Source organism: Gimesia algae, from assembly GCF_007746795.1.
Classification (GTDB): Bacteria; Planctomycetota; Planctomycetia; order Planctomycetales; family Planctomycetaceae; genus Gimesia; species Gimesia algae.
The window spans coordinates 2887707-2909175 of sequence record NZ_CP036343.1; the positions used below are offsets into that span (position 1 = coordinate 2887707).

At 51.2% G+C, this 21469-nt stretch carries 15 protein-coding genes; 7 read left to right on the plus strand and 8 right to left on the minus strand.

Annotation, left to right across the window (positions count from 1 at the left end; translation table 11 throughout):
* Positions 1–235 precede the first annotated feature (235 nt).
* Complete coding sequence (locus Pan161_RS10490; protein WP_145226535.1) at positions 236–667, plus strand: RbsD/FucU family protein; 432 nt, start codon at positions 236–238, stop codon at positions 665–667.
* 999 nt (positions 668–1666) lie between these two features.
* Here the strand turns inward: Pan161_RS10490 and Pan161_RS10500 are convergent.
* Positions 1667–2953 (minus strand): adenylosuccinate synthase, encoded by a 1287-nt coding sequence (locus Pan161_RS10500; protein ID WP_145226539.1) that lies wholly within the window; start codon positions 2951–2953, stop codon positions 1667–1669.
* A 240-nt stretch (positions 2954–3193) separates the two neighbouring features.
* Between Pan161_RS10500 and Pan161_RS10505 the strand changes: the two genes are divergently transcribed.
* Positions 3194–3574, plus strand: coding sequence for a response regulator transcription factor (locus tag Pan161_RS10505; protein ID WP_197995820.1), 381 nt, complete (start codon positions 3194–3196; stop codon positions 3572–3574).
* A 273-nt stretch (positions 3575–3847) separates the two neighbouring features.
* Here Pan161_RS10505 and Pan161_RS10510 read toward each other — a convergent pair whose 3' ends face one another.
* The 5 genes from Pan161_RS10510 to Pan161_RS10530 form a co-directional block, all read right to left on the minus strand.
* Entirely contained in the window at positions 3848–4153 is a 306-nt protein-coding gene (locus tag Pan161_RS10510; RefSeq protein WP_197995821.1) for a hypothetical protein, read from the minus strand.
* Positions 4116–4379 (minus strand): MoaD/ThiS family protein, encoded by a 264-nt coding sequence (locus tag Pan161_RS10515; protein ID WP_145226546.1) that lies wholly within the window; start codon positions 4377–4379, stop codon positions 4116–4118. The genes Pan161_RS10510 and Pan161_RS10515 overlap by 38 nt, the downstream gene beginning before the upstream one ends.
* Before the next feature lie 18 nt (positions 4380–4397).
* A complete protein-coding gene (locus tag Pan161_RS10520) occupies positions 4398–6692 on the minus strand; it encodes a xanthine dehydrogenase family protein molybdopterin-binding subunit (protein WP_145226548.1) in 2295 nt (764 codons plus the stop codon).
* Positions 6692–7198 (minus strand): (2Fe-2S)-binding protein, encoded by a 507-nt coding sequence (locus Pan161_RS10525; RefSeq protein ID WP_145226550.1) that lies wholly within the window; start codon positions 7196–7198, stop codon positions 6692–6694. Before Pan161_RS10525 ends, Pan161_RS10520 begins: the two co-directional genes overlap by 1 nt.
* 74 nt (positions 7199–7272) lie before the next feature.
* Positions 7273–8142, minus strand: coding sequence for an FAD binding domain-containing protein (locus tag Pan161_RS10530; RefSeq protein ID WP_145226552.1), 870 nt, complete (start codon positions 8140–8142; stop codon positions 7273–7275).
* Between the two features lie 501 nt (positions 8143–8643).
* On the opposite strand from Pan161_RS10530, the gene pruA reads away from it, so the two are divergent.
* On the plus strand, positions 8644–11658 hold the full coding sequence (gene pruA / locus Pan161_RS10535) for an L-glutamate gamma-semialdehyde dehydrogenase (RefSeq protein ID WP_145226554.1): 3015 nt from the start codon (positions 8644–8646) through the stop codon (positions 11656–11658).
* A 383-nt stretch (positions 11659–12041) separates the two neighbouring features.
* Positions 12042–13346 (plus strand): hypothetical protein, encoded by a 1305-nt coding sequence (locus tag Pan161_RS10540; protein ID WP_145226556.1) that lies wholly within the window; start codon positions 12042–12044, stop codon positions 13344–13346.
* A gap of 6 nt (positions 13347–13352) precedes the next feature.
* On the opposite strand, the gene Pan161_RS30520 is transcribed toward Pan161_RS10540, so the two are convergent.
* Positions 13353–13526, minus strand: coding sequence for a hypothetical protein (locus Pan161_RS30520; RefSeq protein ID WP_197995822.1), 174 nt, complete (start codon positions 13524–13526; stop codon positions 13353–13355).
* 766 nt (positions 13527–14292) lie between these two features.
* On the opposite strand from Pan161_RS30520, the gene Pan161_RS10545 reads away from it, so the two are divergent.
* The 3 genes from Pan161_RS10545 to Pan161_RS10555 all read left to right on the plus strand — a co-directional run bounded on the left by Pan161_RS10545 (position 14293) and on the right by Pan161_RS10555 (position 19398).
* Positions 14293–16182, plus strand: coding sequence for a cache domain-containing protein (locus Pan161_RS10545; RefSeq protein WP_197995823.1), 1890 nt, complete (start codon positions 14293–14295; stop codon positions 16180–16182).
* Positions 16170–18440, plus strand: coding sequence for a GGDEF/EAL domain-containing response regulator (locus tag Pan161_RS10550; RefSeq protein ID WP_145226560.1), 2271 nt, complete (start codon positions 16170–16172; stop codon positions 18438–18440). Before Pan161_RS10545 ends, Pan161_RS10550 begins: the two co-directional genes overlap by 13 nt.
* 64 nt (positions 18441–18504) lie before the next feature.
* Positions 18505–19398, plus strand: a complete 894-nt coding sequence (locus tag Pan161_RS10555) for an HDOD domain-containing protein (protein ID WP_197995824.1) — start codon at positions 18505–18507, stop codon at positions 19396–19398.
* Positions 19399–19462: 64 nt separating this feature from the next.
* On the opposite strand, the gene Pan161_RS10560 is transcribed toward Pan161_RS10555, so the two are convergent.
* Positions 19463–21448 carry a hypothetical protein gene (locus tag Pan161_RS10560; RefSeq protein WP_145226564.1) on the minus strand — a complete coding sequence of 662 codons (1986 nt, stop codon included), beginning with the start codon at positions 21446–21448 and terminating at the stop codon, positions 19463–19465.
* Between the last annotated feature and the right edge of the window lie 21 nt (positions 21449–21469).

Here is a 21469-nt window from a genome sequence, read left to right on the forward strand (position 1 = left end):
GCTACCGATTAGAAAAAGCGGTGTTCAAAAACTTTGTCGAGCCCACAGCTTGAACTCAGGCCATCATAGCGGGTTCATAACAGCATATCCAGCAAGCCATCCTCGCCAGCGACCTAAAATTTCTGCATAATGGAAATCAATGTCTGCTGCCGGTTTCATTCTGTTTTTTGATGCGTCAAAATCAGAAAACAGCCGACGATCACACAATTCAAATCAACCTGTTCCGAGAAATCGCATGCTGAAAAATATTCCCCCTATCCTCTCGCCTGATCTGATGTATGTCCTCATGAAAATGGGGCACGGTGATGACATTGTCCTTGCGGACGGTAATTTCCCCGCCGACTCCCACGCCCAGCGTCTCGTCCGACTCGACGGGCACAGCGTTCCGGATATCCTGGAGGCGATCCTGCAGTTTTTCCCTCTGGATTCTTTCGTGGAACAACCTGCAGGAGTGATGAACCCGGTCGACGACCAGACCCCCACACCCCCCATCTGGCAAACTTATGCAGATCTTATTCAACAGCATGACTCCCGCAAGACGGGACTGGAAAAAATCGAACGCTTTGAATTCTATGAACGGGCCAGAAACGCCTACGCCATCATCGCCACCAGCGAATCAGCCCTGTATGCCAACCTGATCCTCAAAAAAGGCGTGGTGACCACTTAGTCATCCTTTCCCCGTCTACTGAAAATATTCCCCTTGACCGCTGCGCGCCGGCGGCGATAAACGCTGTTTTGTGTCGCGCGCGTGCCCAGTTTACAGTGCACCGAAACACACGCCACTTGTTCCGAGTTTGCCCCCGATTTAAGGGCCTTTTTTCCAGATGAGCAGTTCGCAAAACAGTACCAGTTACGAATGTATGCCTGCGGGTCGCCGCACATCGCGAGCCGACACTACAGCACCGGCACTGATCACCCCGGCATCGGTTCCACATCAACCTGTATCGCCACAACATTCTGAAAATCCACTTGATCGCCTCACGCCTTTCGCGAAGATTACAGGTCATCGGGAGGTAAACCATCATCCTCTCCTTTATTATTCCACTCACAGAAAAAAGCGTTGTGAAACATGACCAACTCCGGATCGCCCTGGAAACGCTACGATACATACGGGCCAGAGTCTGAACTGCCAACGCAGACACGTTCGACTATTTGATGTCAGCACGACACCAGAGAACACGAACAGCGAACTGAGTAATAATACGGAAACGCACCAGCAAACCCAGCTGAATCTCGACCACCGGTGCTCAACACGAGGCAGAAGATGCAATGACAGCACCCCGAATTTTCAGCACCCACTGAGATTGATCAAAGTACATTAGCAATGGGTGGTACCGGATGCAATCCGGTACGAGCGCAGCGAACAGGAGGTCTCAGCTACAACGAGCGGCGCAGAGCAATACCACCGAACTCTTCGTTTCAGAATATGAGGATCGCTTTTAAACCAGACGCACCCAACTCTGTCACATCCTGTTGTCTCACGACAACCCCGGATTACATCCGGGGCCACCCGAGAATTGTTGATTCGCATAAAATAGCGGGTGGTACCGGATGCATTCCGGTACGAGCGCAGCGAACAGGAGGTCTCAGCTACAACGAGCGGCGCAGAGCAATGCCACCTACTTCTACGTTTCAGAAAATGAGGATCGCTTTCAGGCCAGCCAGCCTACTTCAACAGAATCGTCTGCTCACGATCCGGTCCCACGGAAACAATCTCCACAGGTTTGCCGATGATTTCTTCGATCGCTTTGATGTAGGCAATCGCATTTTCCGGCAGATCTTCCATGCGACGCACGCCGGTAATGTCTTCCTTCCAGCCTGCAATGGTCCGATACACGGGTTTTGACTGTTCCAGATCCAGAATATGGCTGGGAAAGTCGATGACCTGTTTGCCATTTACATCATAGGCTTCGCAGATCTTCAGTTCATCCAGGCCACTCAAAACATCCAGCAGCATCACGGCAATGCAGTCTACACCACTGATGTTGGCACCATAACGGGTGGCGACGGCATCGAACCAGCCACAGCGTCGAGGACGACCGGTAACCGTACCATATTCGTTCCCCACGTCGCGAATCCGCTGACCGATTTCATCATGCAGTTCAGTCACGAACGGCCCGCCTCCCACGCGGGTGGTATAAGCCTTCACAACGCCGATCATCTTATCGATATAGCGTTCGGAGACTCCACTGCCATTATGAATTCCACAACCGGAACTGTTGGAAGAGGTCACATAAGGAAACGTGCCATGGTCGATATCCAGCAGACTTCCCTGAGCGCCTTCGAACAGAAGTTTTTTCTTCTCAGCGACTGCATTCAGCAGATACGTATTGGTGTCGACGACATGATCCTTCAGTTGTTCGGCATAACCCGAATATTCTTCGTAGATCGCGTCCACATCCAATGGCTCCGCTTCCGGATCGAGCGCCTGAAAAATCTTATTTTTGTAGGCGACGATTTCTTCCAGACGGGCACGGAAAAACTCAGGACGTACTAAATCTCCCATCCGAATGGCGTGGGTCCGACCCGCTTTGTCGCGGTAGCAGGTCCCAATCCCCCGCATGGTTGTACCAATCGCTTTTTCTTTGCGGCTCTGCTCAAAAACGACTTCTTCCTGCATATGATAGGGAAAAATCACATGAGCCCGGTCACTGATCAACAGCCGACTGGCTTCAATCGGACCATTCTGTTCGGCAATGGAGGCCATTTCCTGCAGGAAGGCCTTGGGATTGATGACGACGCCGCCCGTAATCACGGATGTGACGTTCGGATTCAGGACTCCCGCCGGCAAAAGTGAGAGTTTATAAGTCTTTCCGTCAAATTTAACAGTGTGGCCTGCGTTATTCCCTCCCAGGTACCGCACGACGATTTCGTGCTGCTCCGAGAGTAAATCTACAATTTTGCCCTTGGCTTCATCGCCCCACTGTAATCCGATTACCGACGTCGCTGACACTACACTATCCCGCTGGTTAGATAAAATAAAACTGTGATAAGACCATCTTGTTTGATTCTGAGAGATTCAAAACAGGCGCACTCCAGGCGCGCACCGGCCCATTTTATCGAACTAAAACCCGTTTGGGGAGCGCCACGCGTCAGGTTGATCTTAATAATTGGATTTTCGCTGCAACTGATGATACAATTACTGGTACAGATCGCCTCCGTGCGGGCCAGACCAGGTTTTATCAGCAGGATAATGAACATATCTCCTCAAAAACGCGTACTGATTATTGATGACGACGAAGGTCTGACTGAACCGCTTCAAATGGCCATGGAAGCCGCCGGGTACGAGGTTTTGGTTGCCCACGACGGAAACGAAGGTCTGATGAAAATCGAGCGTGACGCGCCCGATCTGGTTTTGCTGGATCTGGTCATGCCCCGCCGCAGCGGTTTCGCCGTCCTCGACAGCATCACCAATTACAAACAGCGCGCCCCGCGCGTCATTATGGTGACGGGAAACAGCGAACCCAAATACCGCGAACTGGCCCTCGATCGCGGCGTCGACCGCTTCATCCCCAAACCCTACCACATCGAAGACCTGGTCGAAGCAGTCAATGAACTGCTGAAACCCGAATAAACACTATCTCGGATATTAGAAAAATGGGTAACCCGAATATAATTCGAGAGTTCCCCTGGGAAGTGTTGCGCAATCAATGGATGGTACCGGATGCAATCCGGTACGAGCGCAGCGAGCAGGAGGTCTCAGCTGCAGCGATCGGCGCAGAGCAATGCCACCTGCTTCTACATTTCAGAAATTGAGGATCGCTCTCAAACCAGCCAACCCAACACTGCCACCTCCTGTTGTCTCACGACAACCCCGGATTACATCCGGGGTCACCCGATCATTCTTTTATTCAGAAGTCCCCGTGATCGGATCTTTTTTACAACGTGGACATCGATAAAGTTCGGGCGACAGATCATAACTCCAAAAGCTGCTGAGACCGACATAACCAGCGAGTGCCGTTTCCTGATCAACATTCTTGTGAAGTCCCAGAATGGGGCCGTATTCCTTCTCTTGAGCAGCCACATCAAAGATAGCACCAGAGAGCAACACCAGCCCGCATGTCGGGCATTGATCTGGAAATCTTGAGGAGTCGACCATCGCAGGAAAACTCTCCCTACCCGCCGCCAATTGCGGGTAGAAAGTGAATTTCACTTTCGGGGGTCACCTTCTCAGACAGACCGCGGGGGGTCACGTTCTGATCGACGGTCACCGCGAGCCCTGCCCTGAGTGTGCCCTCCGGGCAGAGTCGCTCTTTGACGCCGGGATACAACTCGTCTAAAGACTCAACCGCTTCCCTGACGGTCGTTCCTTCCACAACAACTTCTGCTGCCCCTTTGCAATAGGGTTTGAGCAGCGGAGGAATAAACAGACGAGGCATATCAGATTCCGCTCCTGATCAGGATTCTTTCTTCAACAGTTCATGCAGCACGCGTGGTGGTGACATCGGCAGTTCATACATCCGCACGCCAACTGCGTTGTGAATCGCTGCTTCCAGAGCCGCCGGCGGCGGTACGATGGGAACTTCTCCCACGCCCCGTACACCATAGGGATGCCCCGGGTTGGGTACTTCCACAATGAGTGCGTCGATCATCGGCAGGTCATAGCAGGTCGGAATCCGGTAATCGAGGAAGTTGGCATTGCGCATGCTGCCTTCTTCGTCGTACCAGTATTCTTCGTTCAATCCCCAGCCAATCCCCTGTACGGCGCCCCCCTGAATCTGTCCTTCGACATATGCAGGATGAATCGCGGTACCACAGTCCTGGGCAGCCGTATAACGTAGAATATCTACTTTCCCGGTATCCGGATCGACTTCCACGTCTACTAAATGTGTTCCGAACGCGCCACCGGGTTCATTATGATTGGAGACACCACGTCCCACCAGCGGCTCACCTCCCAGAGATAATTCGATGGCAATTTCCTTGAAGGTCATGGACTTATCAGGACCGATCACGGAACCATCTTCGTAGGAAACAAGATCGGGATCCACTTCCCACAGTTCAGCAGCCCGGCTGACGATCTGCCGCTTCAGGTCCTGAGCGGCTTCATAAGCAGCCCAGCCCGTCGCATACGTGACACGGCTTCCGCCGGTCACATCGGTATAGCCCACACTGTCGGTATCGACCACAGCCGGCTTGATGTCTTCCGCTGCCAGTCCGATCGCTTCCGCAAACTGCATGGCAATCGCGGTGCGGGAGCCACCGATATCGGTGGAACCTTCCAGCAGACCCACAGAACCATCCGAGTTGACGGTCGCGGTCACGGCTGATTTCAGCCCTGCATTAAACCAGAAACCGGAGCCAATGCCCCGCCCCTGATTTTTACCGGTCAGTGGCGTATTATAATGCTCGCTGTTCTTGATGGCTTCCAGTGTTTCCACCAGGCCGATGCGGGGATAAGTCACGCCGTCAATCCGCCGTGTCCCTTCTTTCGAAGCGTTGAGCAGACGGAATTCCACCGGTTCCATGCCCAGTTGCTCGCACAGTTCATCCACGACGGTTTCTGTCGCGAATGCGGCGTTGGTCGCTCCCGGTGCGCGATACGCGTTGGTGCGCGGCTTGTTGACGCAAACGTCATAACCTTCCACACGACCGTTGGGAATGTCATAGCAGGAGAAGACACACATCGCACCGGCACCAATCGGAGAGCCGGGATAACCGCCTGCCTCATAAGCCATCCAGGCCTCGGCGGCGGTGAGACGGCCATCTGCATCGACGCCCATCTTGATTCTGATAAAGGAACCGGGGGTGGGGCCGGTTGCCTGCAGCACGTCTGCCCGGTCCATCACAATTTGAACGGGAACCCCTGCTTTACGGGATAAGACGGCAGCCGCTGGTGCGAGATAAACGGAAATCTTGCCACCAAATCCCCCGCCGATTTCTGCAGGGACCACTTTCACGCGAGCCAGGGGCACATGCAATAACTCTGCCATCTGCGAGCGGACCGAAAACGTGCCTTGCGTCGGAGTCCAGACCGTAATCTGACCATCGTTGTTCCACAATACGGTCGCCACGTGCGGTTCGATATACCCCTGATGCACGGTCGATGTGCGAAATTCTCGTTCAACTACATATTTCGCGTCGGCGAATCCCTTTTCGAGATCCCCTTTTTCAAACACGATATGCTTGGCAACATTACTCGGCTTGTCCCCTGTTTCGCCGGTGGAGGCTTCTTCCGTCCGCACATCCGGATTCAAAACAGGTGCCGAATCTTCCATCGCTTTCAGCACATTCAAGACTGGTGGCAGCACTTCATATTCGACTTCGATCAGACTGGCGGCTTCCTGTGCGATATGCAGATTGTCGGCGGCAACCGCAGCGACTGCGTGTCCTTTGTAAAGCACTTTGGTGCGGGCCAGATTGTTGCTGCTCAGATGGTTCAGGACGACAGCCCCTTCCCCCAACTCGGCAATTTTATCACCGGGTTCCGGCAGATCCGCGCTGGTGGCGACGGCTCGCACACCCGGGAAAGCTTCGGCTTTTGAGGTATCAATCGATTTAATATTGGCATGGGCATGCGGGCTTCGCAGAACCGCGCCGTAGATCATGCCTTTGACTTTGATGTCCGCCCCGTACAATGCACGACCGGTCACTTTGTCTGCCCCGTCATGACGAATCGGGCGGGTTCCGATCACCTTATATTGAGGAGCCTCTTCGCTACCTTCTGCGGTTCTGGTTTCATCAATGGTCGCCATTAGACAGTCTCCTTCTCACATGAGGTAGATTGAGCACATCGTGTTTCCGCAGCCTGCTGGATGGCACGTACGATTTTGTCATAACCGGTGCAACGACACAGATTGCCCGCCATCGAAAATCGAATTTCTTCTTCGGTCGGGTTCGGATTCTCATCCAGAAACGCCTTGGCCGACATGATATAACCGGGCGTGCAGATGCCACACTGCAGCGCCGCGTTTTCCAGAAACGCTTCCTGCAGCGGGTCCAGTCCATCGCCGGGTGCCAGGCCTTCAATCGTTTCAATCTCAGCGCCCTCGGCTTCCACGGCCAGCACCATGCAGGTATTGATGGCTTTCCCATCAATCAATACCGAACAGGCACCACAGTTACCGTTGGAGCAGCCTTCTTTGGCTCCTGTCAGATTCAGTGTATTTCGCAAGACTTCGAGCAATGTCTGCCGGGGCTGGCAGAGGAATTCCTCTTCACGCCCATTGACAGTCGCGGTTACGATCCGTTTCTTCGCCATCGAAAAGTCCTTATTCAAAAATGATCTATTAAAATTTGTTGTCTGATTGAGTCTGATATCAGTCAGCTGAGGAATTATCCGCGAGCACGTTCGACCGCTTTTTTCAAAACACGTTCCGTCAAGACGCCCGTCACATGCAGGCGGAATTCTTCCGTTCCCCGCATGTCAGTAATCGGATGGATCACGGACCGAGCCGCCTCTCCTGCTTTTTTAATCGTCTCATCATTCACCGGCTGACCAGCCAGGAGTTCGCTGGCTTCCTGGGCGTAAAATGGTTTGGCAGCGACCGCTCCCAGACCAATGCGGGCGGACACAAAGTTTTCACCACTCTCATCCAGAACGACAGAGGCACCCACGCCGACAACCGCGATATCCATTTCATTCCGGGGAATAAACCGCCGATAATGGGAACCGCTGTGCTCAGGTCGTGGTGGAAATTTGAGTTCGACGATAATTTCACCCGGTTCCAGAACATTCTGGCCTGGTCCCGTGCAGAACTGATCGACGGCAACCTCTTTGGTTCCGGAAGGTCCCTGAATCACCACTGTCGCATCGAGTGCGATCAACGCCGGCGTGGAATCCGCGGCGGCACCGGCATTCGCCAGGTTCCCCCCGACGCTGGCCCGGTTCTGAATCTGCATGCCACCAATAATATTGCTGCTGTCAGCAATGGCAGTGTATTTTTCCAGAATTCCCGGATGGTTGTAGATCTGGTAACAGGGAACCGCTGCTCCCAGACGCAGACCCGCGTCAGTCACTTCTAACACCATCAGTTCCGGAATCTTTTTCAGATCGACAATCAGGTCGGTCGATAATCTACCGGTCCGGACATGGTCAATTAAATCGGTTCCCCCCGCGAGCGGGCGGGCATTTCCATTACTTTTGGCCAGCAGACCGACGGCGTCTGCCAGTGAAGTGGGGGCTTCATATTCAAAGTCTCGCATCGCAGGTTCATCCCTCTCCTAATTGTCCAGACAATCCTCAATTCGCGGGCGAATTTCAGACTGGTCGTCGAGTGTCACTGAGCCTTCATTATCAATCACCTGTCAACTAACATCAATGCAATGAAAGAGGAACAGGCGACCTAATTTCTTAATTTTATAATTTCCTTTAGAATAAAGCCTGTCCCCCGCCTGACAAGTCCGATTCCCGCTTAGCGAAGCAGAAAAGTTCCGATTGCCTGACCCGCAACACTTACCTCACCTATGCGGATTTGGTAACCTGCTTGCAGTTAACACCCTATACCAATATTTCGGGTCGCTGAGGCCCGTCTGACGAGAGGCCAGCACCCAACACTCAAGGGAGTGTTTACGTAAGAGGATTACTGACAGGATGTCGATTATTGGGGCCTTTTCACCAGTTAACTCCCCTGTCCAGTGGTCTCAGATCAATATTAATACCGCGACACAGAAAGTGCAGTCTGCACTCAGAGGCAGGTTATATAAGTGGCACGAAAAAAAGCGTCTTCCATTTCGAACCAGAATTTTGAACAGCGAACGCAGGAGCTCGGCGAGCAGATCTGGGGTCTGCTGGAGCGCCGCGAACCGACCATGTTCGAAAAACGCTGGTGGGATGATCGAATTCTATCCTGGGCAATGGCCGATGAGTCTGTCAAAGTGCAGATGTTCCGTTTCGTGGACGTGCTGCCTATGCTTCGCTCGCATGAATCGATCGTCAGGCATCTGCACGAATATTTTGAAGATGTCCGCAAGCATCTCCCCTGGGCGGCCCGCATTGGTCTGGAACTTTCGACGCCGAACTCAGTGCTCGGCAGAGCCCTGGCTCTGAACGCCCGCTCCAATGCCCGGCGGATGGCCAGCCGGTTTATCGCTGGTTCTACCGTTGATGAAGTGCACCGCACCGTCGATCGACTTCGCAATGAAAACTTCACCTTCACTCTGGACCTGCTGGGGGAAGCTGTCATCAGTGAAGTGGAAGCTGAAGCTTATCTGCAGTCCTATCTCGATCTGATCAGAGGCCTTTCTCCCCGCGTTCGCAAATGGTCAGAAAATGTGCAGCTCGACTGGGACAACCAGGGACACCTGCCCCGCACCAATGTTTCGATTAAGCTCTCGGCGCTCTGCAGCCAGTTCAAACCCAACGACCCCGTAGGCACCATGGCAGCGGTTCAGCCCCGCCTGCGTACTCTGCTGCGACAGGCCATAAAATATGATGCCTACCTGCACGTCGATATGGAGCAGAATTCCTATAAGCCACTCACGCTGGAAATCTTCAAGCAGACGCTGATGGAAAAAGAGTTCCGCGATTTCGATAACGTCGGCATTGTGATTCAGGCTTATCAGCCCCAGGCCGAAGCCGATCTCATGGATCTCTTGAAATGGGTCAAAAAACGCAAGACGCCTGTCTGGGTGCGACTGGTCAAAGGCGCTTACTGGGATTACGAAACGATCACATCCGAGTACCGTAACTGGCCGATTCCCGTCTTCCAGGAAAAATGGGAGTCGGATGCGAACTACGAGAAACTGACGCAGATCCTGCTGCAGAACTTCCAGTGGCTGCGACCGGCCTTCGGCAGTCATAACATGCGCAGCCTGGCACATGCGATCGCCGTTGCCCACGAACTGGATGTCCCCCCTTCTGCCTATGAAATTCAGATGCTGTACGGAATGGGCAAAGAGCAGGCGCAGGTCTTTGCCGAGATGGGCCATCGGGTCCGCATTTATACGCCGTTCGGCGAACTGATTCCCGGCATGGCCTACCTGGTCCGTCGCCTGCTGGAAAATACTTCTAACGACTCTTTCCTTCGACAAAGCTTTAGCGAGCATGTCAATCTGGAGACCTTGATGATGAACCCGTCTGATCACGCCAGCAAATCCAACCGAAAAAAAGCGTCCGCCGAAGAAAAGCATTTCCAGAACGAACCACTCACCGATTTCAGCCTGGAAGAATCACGCCAGAAGATGCGGGAAGCACTCGAAGCTGTCGAAGATCAGTTCGGCAAAGAGTATCCGCTACTGATTAACGGGCGGGCCATCGATACCAAAGCCACGCTCACCTCACGCAATCCTTCGCATCTCTCGGAATCGCTGGGAACCATTTCCTCCGCCTCCGCCGACGATGCGATTGATGCTATTGATGCCGCCCGACGGGCATTCCCCGGCTGGTCCAGGACCGAACCACAATACCGCGCGGAATACCTGGAACTGATCGCCGCCAACATGCGTCGCAAGCGTTTTGAACTGGCGGCCTGGATGGTCTACGAATGCGGTAAACCCTGGGAAGAAGCAGACGGCGATGTCGTCGAAGCGATCGACTTCTGCATGTACTACGCCGACCAGATGCGAAAACTGGCAGACCCTCAACATTGTGACGTACCCGGCGAAGAAAATGTTTACTTCTATCGTCCCCGGGGAACTGTCGCCGTCATCGCCCCCTGGAATTTCCCACTGGCGATCCTGACCGGCATGACAGCCGCCGCCCTGGTCACCGGCAATACCGTCGTCATGAAACCAGCCGAACAGTCTTCAGTAGTCGCAGCCAAACTGATGGACCTGATTCACGAATCAGGCATCCCCGATGGCGTGGTCAATTTCCTCCCCGGGATCGGTGAAGAAGTCGGTCCGGAACTGGTCGGCAGCCCGGATGTGGAAATGATTACCTTCACTGGTTCTCGCGATGTTGGTCTTGCGATTAATGAAGCGGCTTCCGATACCGATATTCGTCAGAAAATGGTTAAGCGTGTGGTCGCAGAAATGGGCGGCAAAAACGCGATCATTGTAGATGACGACGCCGACCTGGACGAAGCCGTCCTGGGTGTGATTCATTCTGCCTTCAACTACGCCGGCCAGAAATGCTCTGCCTGCTCGCGGGTGATTGTGCTCGAATCCATTCACGACACATTCGTCAGTCGTCTGGTCGAAGCCACAAAGAGTCTGAAGATCGGTCCTGCAGAAGACCCTGGTACTGTCGTCGGCCCGGTCATTGATCAGGATGCCAAACAGAGAATCCTCGAATATATCGAAATCGGTAAAGAAGAAGCCACACTGGCGCTGGCCTGCGATACTTCAGAACTGGAAGAGGAAGGTTACTATGTCGGGCCGCATATTTTCACCGACGTCGACCCCACCTGTCAGATCGCACAGGAAGAAATCTTCGGACCGGTTCTGGCAGTTATGAAAGCCGAAGACTTTGAGGAAGCGATTACCATCGCCAACGATACACCATATGCCCTGACTGCCGGCATCTTCAGTCGCAGCCCGGCTCACCTGCAGAAAGCCCGCATGGAGTTGATGGCGGGAAACATCTACCTGAACCGCAACATCACGGGCGCGATGGTCGAACGCCATCCGTTTGGCGGTTTCAAAATGTCAGGCATGGGCAGCAAGACCGGCGGCCCCGATTACCTGCTGCAGTTCCTGGTTCCCGTCAACGTCACCGAAAACACCATGCGTCGCGGCTTCGCCCCCACAGCAGTTGGCGAAGACGAAGATGAGGAATAAACGACCTTTCTGAAGAAAGTCAATCAGATCCTATTTGGATTCATTCAGCAGAATCCCGCGTTATTTCTTAGTGACAACATGAACTCGCCGAAGAACCCGGTCCAAAAGAGTTCTCTCAATCAGTTCACTGGAAAATAATTCAGGTCGGCAGCTGCGCACCTGCAAACCAAAGAAGTGGCAATCCCCCGCCTCCTTCTTCGCATTCATCCCATTCACCCCACATTTACACATATTTGATCATCTCAGATTACACATAAAGTATGACAATTTGACAGACTCCATTTCCATAGTAGAATAATATTCACATCTGAAGTCAGCTTCCTCCCATTGTGACAATTCTCCTGAATATTCATATTTTCACTGTCAAACACAAGGAAGTATCAATGTCGCTCAAACACCGAATATTTCTTGCTCACAGTTTTGCCACTGACAAAATCAACGCGGAAGGACAAAAGGATCAAAACGGTATTTCAGATCTGGAACTGGCAGGTTTCATCACATCTTGGATAAAGGAATTCAGTGGAGATCAAATCGAAGTAATCCGCACCCGGGACCCTTTCGATGATTATATTTCATCAAAAGTGCGACGCGATATCTGTAGTTCAGATCTAATGCTGTGTCTGTTTACAAAACGGACCAAGGACCATCTCAAACACCTGTGGATCCCCTCAACGTATGTCATCAGCGAAGCCTCCGCAGGGCTAATGCAGTATCCCAGTGAAGACGAATCTCACCGGCGGTTGTTCGGCCTGGTCGAGAACGGGGTTGATCGAGAGCAACTGGGCATGGCATTCCCCATGAATAAAACGGCTTCTGAATTTGTTCGTTCTGACTTGGATGGACTGCGTTGCAAGCTGAAAGAGATGGTCGATGCGATCTTGAACAGCAAGTCCCTCATACGTGATGACCGTGAATACCTTTCACTGGATAAGGTCGCTACAGTCTGGCGCAATGGAGCCATCACTGTTGAGTGTAGACACCGCTATCGATTTACAACAGATTTGACAAAAACCAGTATTCCTCATGCGATCTGGCGGGTCAGCCAACCTCTGCCTCCCATGAAAACACTGTTGAATGGGTCACGTGATGTTGGACGAGGATACCTGCGATGTGTTCCCACTGATTGTGGTGGGCCTGGACAAAAAACCTGCCAGAGACGAATTATTGCACGTACAAGTGGCATGGAAAATGAGCATAAATTTGACATCGAATTTTCAAAAATGGATATCAAAGCCGGTAATGAGCTGACTTACGAACTTGCCTGGGGATATCAGAACGCATTCCATGATCCCACCAAGCAGGATGATAAACCGAATTCTGTTGGCTTACGCACATTTGAACGTGGTATGGCTCGATCAGTATCGCTGACGGTACAATTTCAAAGAGATTTTGAAGAAGATTCAAATGAGCCCGCGCCGATCCTGGAAGAGCCCCCCGTCTTATCTACCAGCGATTCTCCATTACTTCCAGCCGACACCCCTGAATTCTGGCATCAATCAGCAATATGGCATGAACAGAAGAAACTACAACCCTGCCCGAAACGATCTGGCGCGATGTGGGAGGTTTATCGCTGGGAAGGTGCCTGTTTTTCCGGTTCAGCAAAACTCGACTGGTATCCACAGCTCAATTATCTTCAAGAAGATGAAATTAAACCGGTCAGAAAACGACGTAAACGGAACGATTCGTAAATTACTTTACTCTTCCTTTGGCGATTCTTCTGGTAGAAATTTTTTAAACTCCTGCAGGTTATTCCCCTTTTCGACCAACTCCGGTGTCAGCAGTCCCGCACAATAGACTGGCAACGTTGGTTCAGTCTGCAGGTTCTTAATCAGCCAGTCCAGACCGGCAGATCCTCGTAAGAGTACCATGACGCTCTCTTCCCTGTTCTCCTCCAGAATTTTTTGGTGAGGAGAAACGGTGACTCGCCCAGCCTTTGCGAAACGTATTGCTTGAAGCCGGTATCGTACTCGCATATTTTACTCCGAACATGACAAGATACACGCCCCGTGCTCGATACGCATCCACATGGGGTGGAACTTCGCCTGACAACTGCCTGTAAGCGCTGTCAGCCTGCTGCAACGCCACATCGGATAACTTCTTATGGTCGCGTAATGCCTCTGCAAACAGAGTCGAGAGAAAAGACTAATCATCTTCGTGGGTCCCCACGCTCCAGAATATTCGTGACCGCATGTTTCGATTCGCGCAATTCCTCTCAGGAAATCAAACAGACTCAGATCAGAATGCGCCCCTGCTCCGGATCCTGTCTGTCCAGAAGGTCACCTGCAGATGACTTCAATGCCATCTGCTGCGTCTGCCCCACTCATTTCAAACAAACAGACTTCCATTACTGTACGCTATTTTCCTCACCCTCAAATGAGGAGGTGAATTACTGCAGGTCCCCAATAGATGGATACCTCACGGTTACAGTTGGTGGGATTTTAAGAAAACATTCTTCCTCAAAACACCAATTATTTCAGTCAAAAATCCGTTGCAGCTCATCTGCAATCTATGTTTTTAACCGCAGAGCAAGCATCGCATCAGGCCCTTAAAGCGGCTTGTGCAAGCTGCGACTGGCAAGAGACTGCTGCTGACAGAATAAACAAACGATACAAGCCAGCACTTACAGATAAGACCATGAATACGCCTCAACATCCGATGGTGCAACCTTCCCGGCACTACCAGAATTTGAATCTGAAGATTCTGATTTCGGTGGTCGCTGCGATCATGCTATTAATCGGCTGTCGGCTGTGGATGTTATACTGGCAGGAACAACAGTCAATCAATGCTGATGTGAAAAAACGAGTCAAGGGAGCCAGCCATGTGTTGGATAATAATCTCAATGAAGATGCAAATACGTTACGCGGGTTTCTGCAATTTATTTCCAGTAATAAAAGTCTGCAAGATGCCTGGTTGAATCAGAATCGTGAAGAATTACTTCAGCTGGCATTGCCGATTTATAAAAATCTCAATGCCTCGAATCGGGTCACACATTTTTACTTTATGAATCTCGACCGGAGCTGTGTTTTGCGGGTCCACCGCCCCGGTGATTTCGGCGACACCATCGATCGTTATACAATGCAGCAGGCGGCTAGCAGTGCTCAGAGTTCGTCCGGCATCGAATTGGGAAAATACGGACACTTCACCCTCCGGGTTGTCTCTCCCTGGATCGTCGATGGCCAACTTGTCGGCTACATTGAACTGGGAGAAGAAATTGAACACATCACACCCCAGCTATCAAAAAACATGGATATCGATGTCGTCTTTGCGATTGAAAAGGAATACCTCAACCGGGAACACTGGGAAACGGGACTGAAAATCCTGAATCGTCCGGGGGACTGGAGCCAGCTTTCGAAGTACGTCATCATTGATAAATCTATCGAGCACATTCCCGCTGCACTGACGTCGCTGATCAATTCCGGCAATCTGGAGAAGACACCGGTTTCCTTCACGGATCACACAACCCAAAAAGATTATCATGGGGGAAGCGTCCCGTTAAAGGATGTCAGCGATCAACAGGTAGGTCGCCTGATTGTCCTGAGAGATATTTCCGCACAGACTGCAGAACTCCACAAGATGGCGGGGCTCCTGTTAATTGGCGGTTGCATTGTAGGTACAGGGCTCTTCAGCATCTGCTTACTCTACATCAGCGCCCTGCAAAAGACTTCCTGGCAGCTCATTCAGACAGCACACCAGGCCGGCAAAGCAGAAATTGCCACCAGCGTCTTACACAATGTGGGAAATGTACTCAACAGTGTAAACGTCTCCGCCAGCCTGATTCAGAACAATGTGAATAATTCCAGTTCCAAAAACCTGGGAAAAGCGGTCGAAGTCATCGAACATCATCTGACGGACCTCGGCCAGTTTGTGACTCACGATGAACGGGGAAAACACCTGCCCCGTTTTCTGATTGACGTCAGCCATGAGCTTTCCAGCGAAGAGGACAAAATCCTTGACGAAATCAATTCACTGATCCGAAACATTGATCACATCAAGACCATCGTTGAAGCACAACAGAAGCATGCCAAAGATAAAGAAGGTTTCGTAGAAATAGTCTCACTGATCGAACTGATGGAAGATGCGATCAATATTAATATTGCTTCAATGGAACGACACTCCGTCAAGATTCAACGCAATTATTCTGATATTGACCGTATTGTCACCGATAAACAATTATTGCTGCAGATCTTCATCAACCTGATCAATAACGCGAAATATGCCTGCCTGGAAAGTAACCATCAGGAGCACCAGATCACATTAGGAATCCAACCACTGGGTAAAGAACGAGTCATGATAAAGATAGAGGATAACGGAATGGGGATCGACAGTAAAAACCTGACCAAAATTTTTGCACATGGATTTACAACACGCCAGGGTGGACATGGCTTCGGCCTGCACAGTTCTGCCCTGGCAGCGACCGAACTGGGGGGCAGCCTGGTCGCCAACAGTCAGGGACCAGGTACCGGTGCGATCTTTACCCTGGAAATCCCCTACCGCCTAACAGGAGCGAAACTTTGCAAAACATAAACAAAATCAGTAATCGGCGGATTTTGGTCATCGATGATAACGAAGCCATCCAAAGTGACTTTCGCAAAATCCTGACTGAAAGTGAACATCAGAATTCAAGCAGCGACTCCTATGCAGCCTTGTTCGGCGAAGAACAGCAATCCGACATCCCCCAGCTTTCTTTCGAAGTTGATACGGCAAGCCAGGGCCAGGAAGGATTGGAGAAAGTTCGTCAATCACTGCAGGATCAGCGGCCTTATGCCATGGCTTTTGTAGACATCCGCATGCCCCCCGGCTGGGATGGAGTTCAGACAGTCGGCCACCTCTGGGAAGCGGACCCGAATCTGTTGATCGTAATCTGCACGGCTTACAATGATTACAACTGGTCTGAAATGACCCGAACACTGGGCCATATGAACCGCTGGCTCATTCTGAAAAAACCATTTGATATCGTGGAAGTCCGTCAGCTGGCCGCTTCACTTACGCAAAAATGGGAACTGGCACGAAGAGCCGAATTCAAAGTTCATGAATTGCAACAATCACTGGGAAGCACCAATCGTAAATTAGCAGCCTATAATAAAGCCGTCGATGCGGCAGGCATTGTCGCAGTGCTCGACCCCCGGGGAAGGATCCTGGAAGCGAACGACAATTTCTGTAAAATATCGGGATATACCAAAGAAGAACTGGTGGGCCAGAGCCACGAGATGATTCACTCGGATCATCATCCGGTCGAATTCTTCGCGGAGCTGAACGACACCATCAAGCAAAACAATATCTGGCGTGGTGAAATGTGTAACCGTGCCAAAGATGGCTCCCTCTACTGGGTCGACACCACCATTGTCCCCATGCTCGATGAGCATGACAATACCATCAGCTATTACAGCTTCCGGATCGAAATCACCGACCGGAAACGACTGATCGGCGATCTGTGCATACAGGCCTATCATGATTCACTTACCGGATTACCCAACCGCGCTTATATCCTTGACTTAATCCAAAGTAGCATTGACCAGAGCCCCGATCATTTCTTCGCATTATTGTTCCTGGATTTTGATCGTTTCAAACTGATCAATGACAGCCTGGGACATGAAATGGGAGATCAGCTCTTAATCGAAATATCGCGACGGTTAAGTACCACTTTACGAGAAGCAGACCAGGTCAAGCCAGCCCGACTGGGAGGCGATGAGTTCGTTGTACTGTTGAATAATATCTCGAATCTATCCAATGCCACCAAGGTAGCCGAACGACTTCTGGACAAACTCTCACAGAGCTATCAGTTAGGCAGCCATACTGTCTACTCTTCCGTCAGCATCGGTATCGTTACCAGTGACTTTCAATATCAATCTGCCAACGACATGCTGCGTGATGCCGACCTGGCAATGTACAAAGCCAAAGCCTCGGACACAGGTAACTATATGGTATTTGACCAATCCATGAGAGAACAGGTTCAATTTCGCCTGCAGATCGAAAGCGATATGCGTTTGGCAATCGAACGGAATGAATTCCAACTCTATTACCAGCCAATCGTCTCGCTGGAGTCGGGTAAAATTGACGGGGTGGAAGCGCTATTACGCTGGGAGCATCCTCTGCATGGCATGACCGGTCCGGATATTTTTATTCCCATCGCAGAAGAAACCGGTCTGATTAATTCCATCGGAAAATGGGGACTGGATCAGGCGTGTCAACAATTTGCGAAATGGAAGAAAACACAGGGAATTCATGCCCCCTCCATTTTACATGTCAACGTTTCGCGTAAGCAGTTGCTAGACCCCGGTCTGACCGACTTCGTGCTCCAGACCATTCGGAAACACGACCTATCACCGGATTGTCTGCATCTGGAAGTCACCGAAAGTCTGATGATGCAGGATCAGGTATACATCATTGAGATCTTGCGAAAATTGAGAAAGGCTGGAATTAAGATCGATATGGACGACTTCGGTACCGGATACTCCTCACTGTCCTGCCTCCATGAATTTCCGCTGGATGCTCTGAAAATCGATCGCTCACTGATCATGAATGTAAAACATGTCCATGACTATGCTGCGTTGTTGCAGTCTGTTCTTGCTCTGGCGGATAACCTCGGCTTAAAAGTGGTTGCCGAAGGAATTGAAGATACGGAACAGCTCATTATCCTGCAGACACTGGGCTGCGAATATGGACAAGGTTACTTATTCTCCAGGCCGCGCCCCGCCGATGAAATTGAAACCCTGTTCTATTCGGAAGCTTCCTGGATCCAAACTCCAGACGCACTACCCGTCAATTCGACGATTAACAACTGACCATTTCACAGATTAAATACGAAAAGTTCGCACCATGATAACTACGATTAAGAGTCAAGCTGACGTGAAGAGACAAACTGATATTCCAGGTTATCCCCCAGTTGTCGAATCTGCGTTTCTTAAAATCAAAAGCATCGCTACACTTCCTGCTGTCGCCAGAAAAGTCATGGAGCTGGTTGATGATTCCGGGACCAGCGCGGAAGATCTTAGAAAAGTCATCGCCACCGATCCTGCTCTGAGTGCCTGCATTCTCAAAATTGTCAACTCTTCGTTTTACGGCTTCCCACAACAGATCGGCTCCATTGAACGCGCCGTGGTACTGTTAGGCTTGAATGCCATCAAAAATATTGCAATCGCCAGCAGCCTGAGTAAAGTTTTCAAAACCAGTCTGATCGGACCTCAATTCAACGCCAGCGATCTCTGGCTGCACTCGGTTGCTGTCGCGAGTTGTGCACGCCAAATATCTGTGCGAACGAAAGTGGGATTACCCGACGAAGTTTTCCTGGCAGGCTTGATTCACGATATCGGCATCATGATGGAAATGCAGGTCGACTATACAGAGTTTATGAATGTCATCCAGATAACAACCCAGAACCAGCACACAACATTTCGACAGGCGGAAAATGACATTCTAGGCGCAAACCATGAATTATTTGGCGGCTATATTTGCCGAGAATGGAAATTCCCTGTTCATTTCGAATACGCCGCTCGTTACCATCACGATCCGCTACAACTTCCAGCAGAAAATCAGCCCCTGCCATTAATAATCCACGTGGCAGATGTGCTCGCCGCGCGCCTGGGAGAAGGTTATTCACGCACCGTCGAAACCCAGACCATTGATCCAGAGATCCTCTCCGCATTAAATCTGCGTGAGGCAGACATTGAACTAATCATGGATTCGCTCGCCGAAGCGATCGAGGAAACTCATCAGTTACTCGGCTGCAGTTCTTCCAGCTGAAAATGAGACTGCGTGAAAACGAATTATAAGACTCACAGTCTGGACGGGTTGCCCACTGGCAATCTTAGTTTTTATCAGGTGACTCTTCTGCCTGTGACTCTTCAGACAGAAATTTCTTAAACTCCTGCAGGTTGTCCCCCTTTTCAACCAACTCCGGTGTCAGCAGGCCTGCATAATAGACTGGCAACGTCGGTTCCGTCTGCAGATTCTTAATCAGCCATTTCAGCCCCGTGGTCCCCCGTACGAGTACCATGACGCTCTCTTCCCTGTTCTCCTCCAGAAATTTTTTCGTAAGGAGATGTGGTGACTCGCCTAGTCTTTGCGAAACATATTGCTTTGAAGCCGGTATCGTACTCGCATATTTCACTCCGAACATGACAAGATACACGCCCCGTGCGCCATACTCATCCACATGGGGTGGATCTTCGCCCGACAACTGCCTGTAAGCGCTGTCAGCCTGCTGCAGCGCCACGTCAGACAACTTCTTATGGTCGCGTAATGCCTCCGCAAACAGAGTAGACAGGAAGTACTTATTATCTTCATGAGTCCCCACGCTCCACATAATGCGCGACCGCATGTTTTGGTTGGTAGTAGCGTCGAATGGCGGAGCCATATAGACGTGAAAGAGGGCCTGGAGAACATTCCTGGTCTTATCAGTTCCCAACCCAAACCCATAATACACGGCTGTTTTACGCACTTCGACGGGCCCTGTCGGATCAAGTCCCTGATAAATAATCTCTGTCAGACGGGGATCGCGGGGCCAACCCAGGGCGCCGCAGATCCAGCTGAACATCACGTTCGGCGAATATGAGGAATGACGGATACCACGTCGAAACGCTTCCAGCAATTCGTGATCAGTGAGTCTCAGCTTTTCCCGATTGTCATACAGCTCATCCAGTTTCTTACCCGCCTGTTTATCATCTGCAAAGAAGGACTGATAATCGGGAGCCACAAATTCGCGTGCCTCATAAGCATAGGTTTTGCCAGTCGGAGGTCGCGTGTAATCAGGCAACCTGCTGGCAGGAGCACCCGCCGGCAGAAAACGCGCGAACTCGTTCAGTCGCCTTTCCTGCAGGACCCGCGCTGAAAACAGTCCATTGAAATCGAGTTCCGTATAATTCCGTTTTTCAAGATAGCCCACGAGCAGCCGACGCGCCTTCCGTCCCTTCAACAGGACAACAGCCGTCTCCCGCCCTTCATTAACGCGGGTCACAAATTCCAGTAACATCTCCTCTTGGCCACGCAACGGCTGTTCTGCCATTTCGCGTAAAATCTCAGCAGCCCGGGGAAGCGTGGCAGAAACATCGGTTCGATGGAAGCCGATTACCCACCGACCAACATCATCAAAACGATTCAGTTCAGGCGGTTCCGTTTTGAATACCGCCTGGTAAGTTTCCAGCGCGGCCGCGATGGTAGAATCATTCAACTGTTTATAATCATCCAGCAGACCCAGCAGTAACTTCCGCGTCTGCTCTTTGTCGCCATAGGTCTGCATACCCCAGACAATCCGCTGCTGCTTCCGTGCATCAAGCTTGGGGTATTGCTCCATCAGCGTTCGCACAAGGTTATGTGAACGCTGTGACACAACCGTGAGACCATGGTACATTGCACTACTCGCAATACTACCATTGTCGCTGGCACTCGCATGGTACATCAACTCGATTGCACGGGGATCCTGTTGCTCCCGGTTCCAGATATATTGATTCCCCACCTGCCCCAACAGTGTCGTACGATACTTCGAGCAATGACGCAACCCGCGTCTGATCAAAGCCAGACGCTCATCAATGCTCGTTACCTTCAACTTTCCTTCCAGCATCAGATCAAGCTGTTTGCCCGCCTCTTTATTGTCCGGAAAAAAAGATTTAAAATCGGGAGGTATATAACGGTCACTGCGATTCCAGGCCAACGGAGGTTCAATTTTGAAAGGGATCGCTTCCGCGTCGGGAAGGTCCTCGGCAAATAGCGGGCTAGGTTCTGAACAACAAAACGCCACCACAGCAGCAAGCAATAGACACACACGGTTGAGCTTCAAATCAGAGGTCGGTTTCATTTCACTTCCTCCATCTCATTA

Excerpts from the sequence above, each read along its gene's own strand:
- Pan161_RS10540 (WP_145226556.1), top strand. The coding sequence starts at position 12,042 with ATGTCGCTCAAACACCGAATATTTCTTGCTCACAGTTTTGCCACTGAC.
- Pan161_RS10515 (WP_145226546.1), bottom strand. The coding sequence starts at position 4,379 with ATGCCTCGTCTGTTTATTCCTCCGCTGCTCAAACCCTATTGCAAAGGG.
- Pan161_RS10520 (WP_145226548.1), bottom strand. The coding sequence starts at position 6,692 with ATGGCGACCATTGATGAAACCAGAACCGCAGAAGGTAGCGAAGAGGCT.
- Pan161_RS30520 (WP_197995822.1), bottom strand. The coding sequence starts at position 13,526 with ATGGTACTCTTACGAGGATCTGCCGGTCTGGACTGGCTGATTAAGAAC.
- Pan161_RS10545 (WP_197995823.1), top strand. The coding sequence starts at position 14,293 with ATGAATACGCCTCAACATCCGATGGTGCAACCTTCCCGGCACTACCAG.
- Pan161_RS10505 (WP_197995820.1), top strand. The coding sequence starts at position 3,194 with ATGAACATATCTCCTCAAAAACGCGTACTGATTATTGATGACGACGAA.
- Pan161_RS10490 (WP_145226535.1), top strand. The coding sequence starts at position 236 with ATGCTGAAAAATATTCCCCCTATCCTCTCGCCTGATCTGATGTATGTC.
- Pan161_RS10530 (WP_145226552.1), bottom strand. The coding sequence starts at position 8,142 with ATGCGAGACTTTGAATATGAAGCCCCCACTTCACTGGCAGACGCCGTC.
- Pan161_RS10560 (WP_145226564.1), bottom strand. The coding sequence starts at position 21,448 with ATGAAACCGACCTCTGATTTGAAGCTCAACCGTGTGTGTCTATTGCTT.
- Pan161_RS10525 (WP_145226550.1), bottom strand. The coding sequence starts at position 7,198 with ATGGCGAAGAAACGGATCGTAACCGCGACTGTCAATGGGCGTGAAGAG.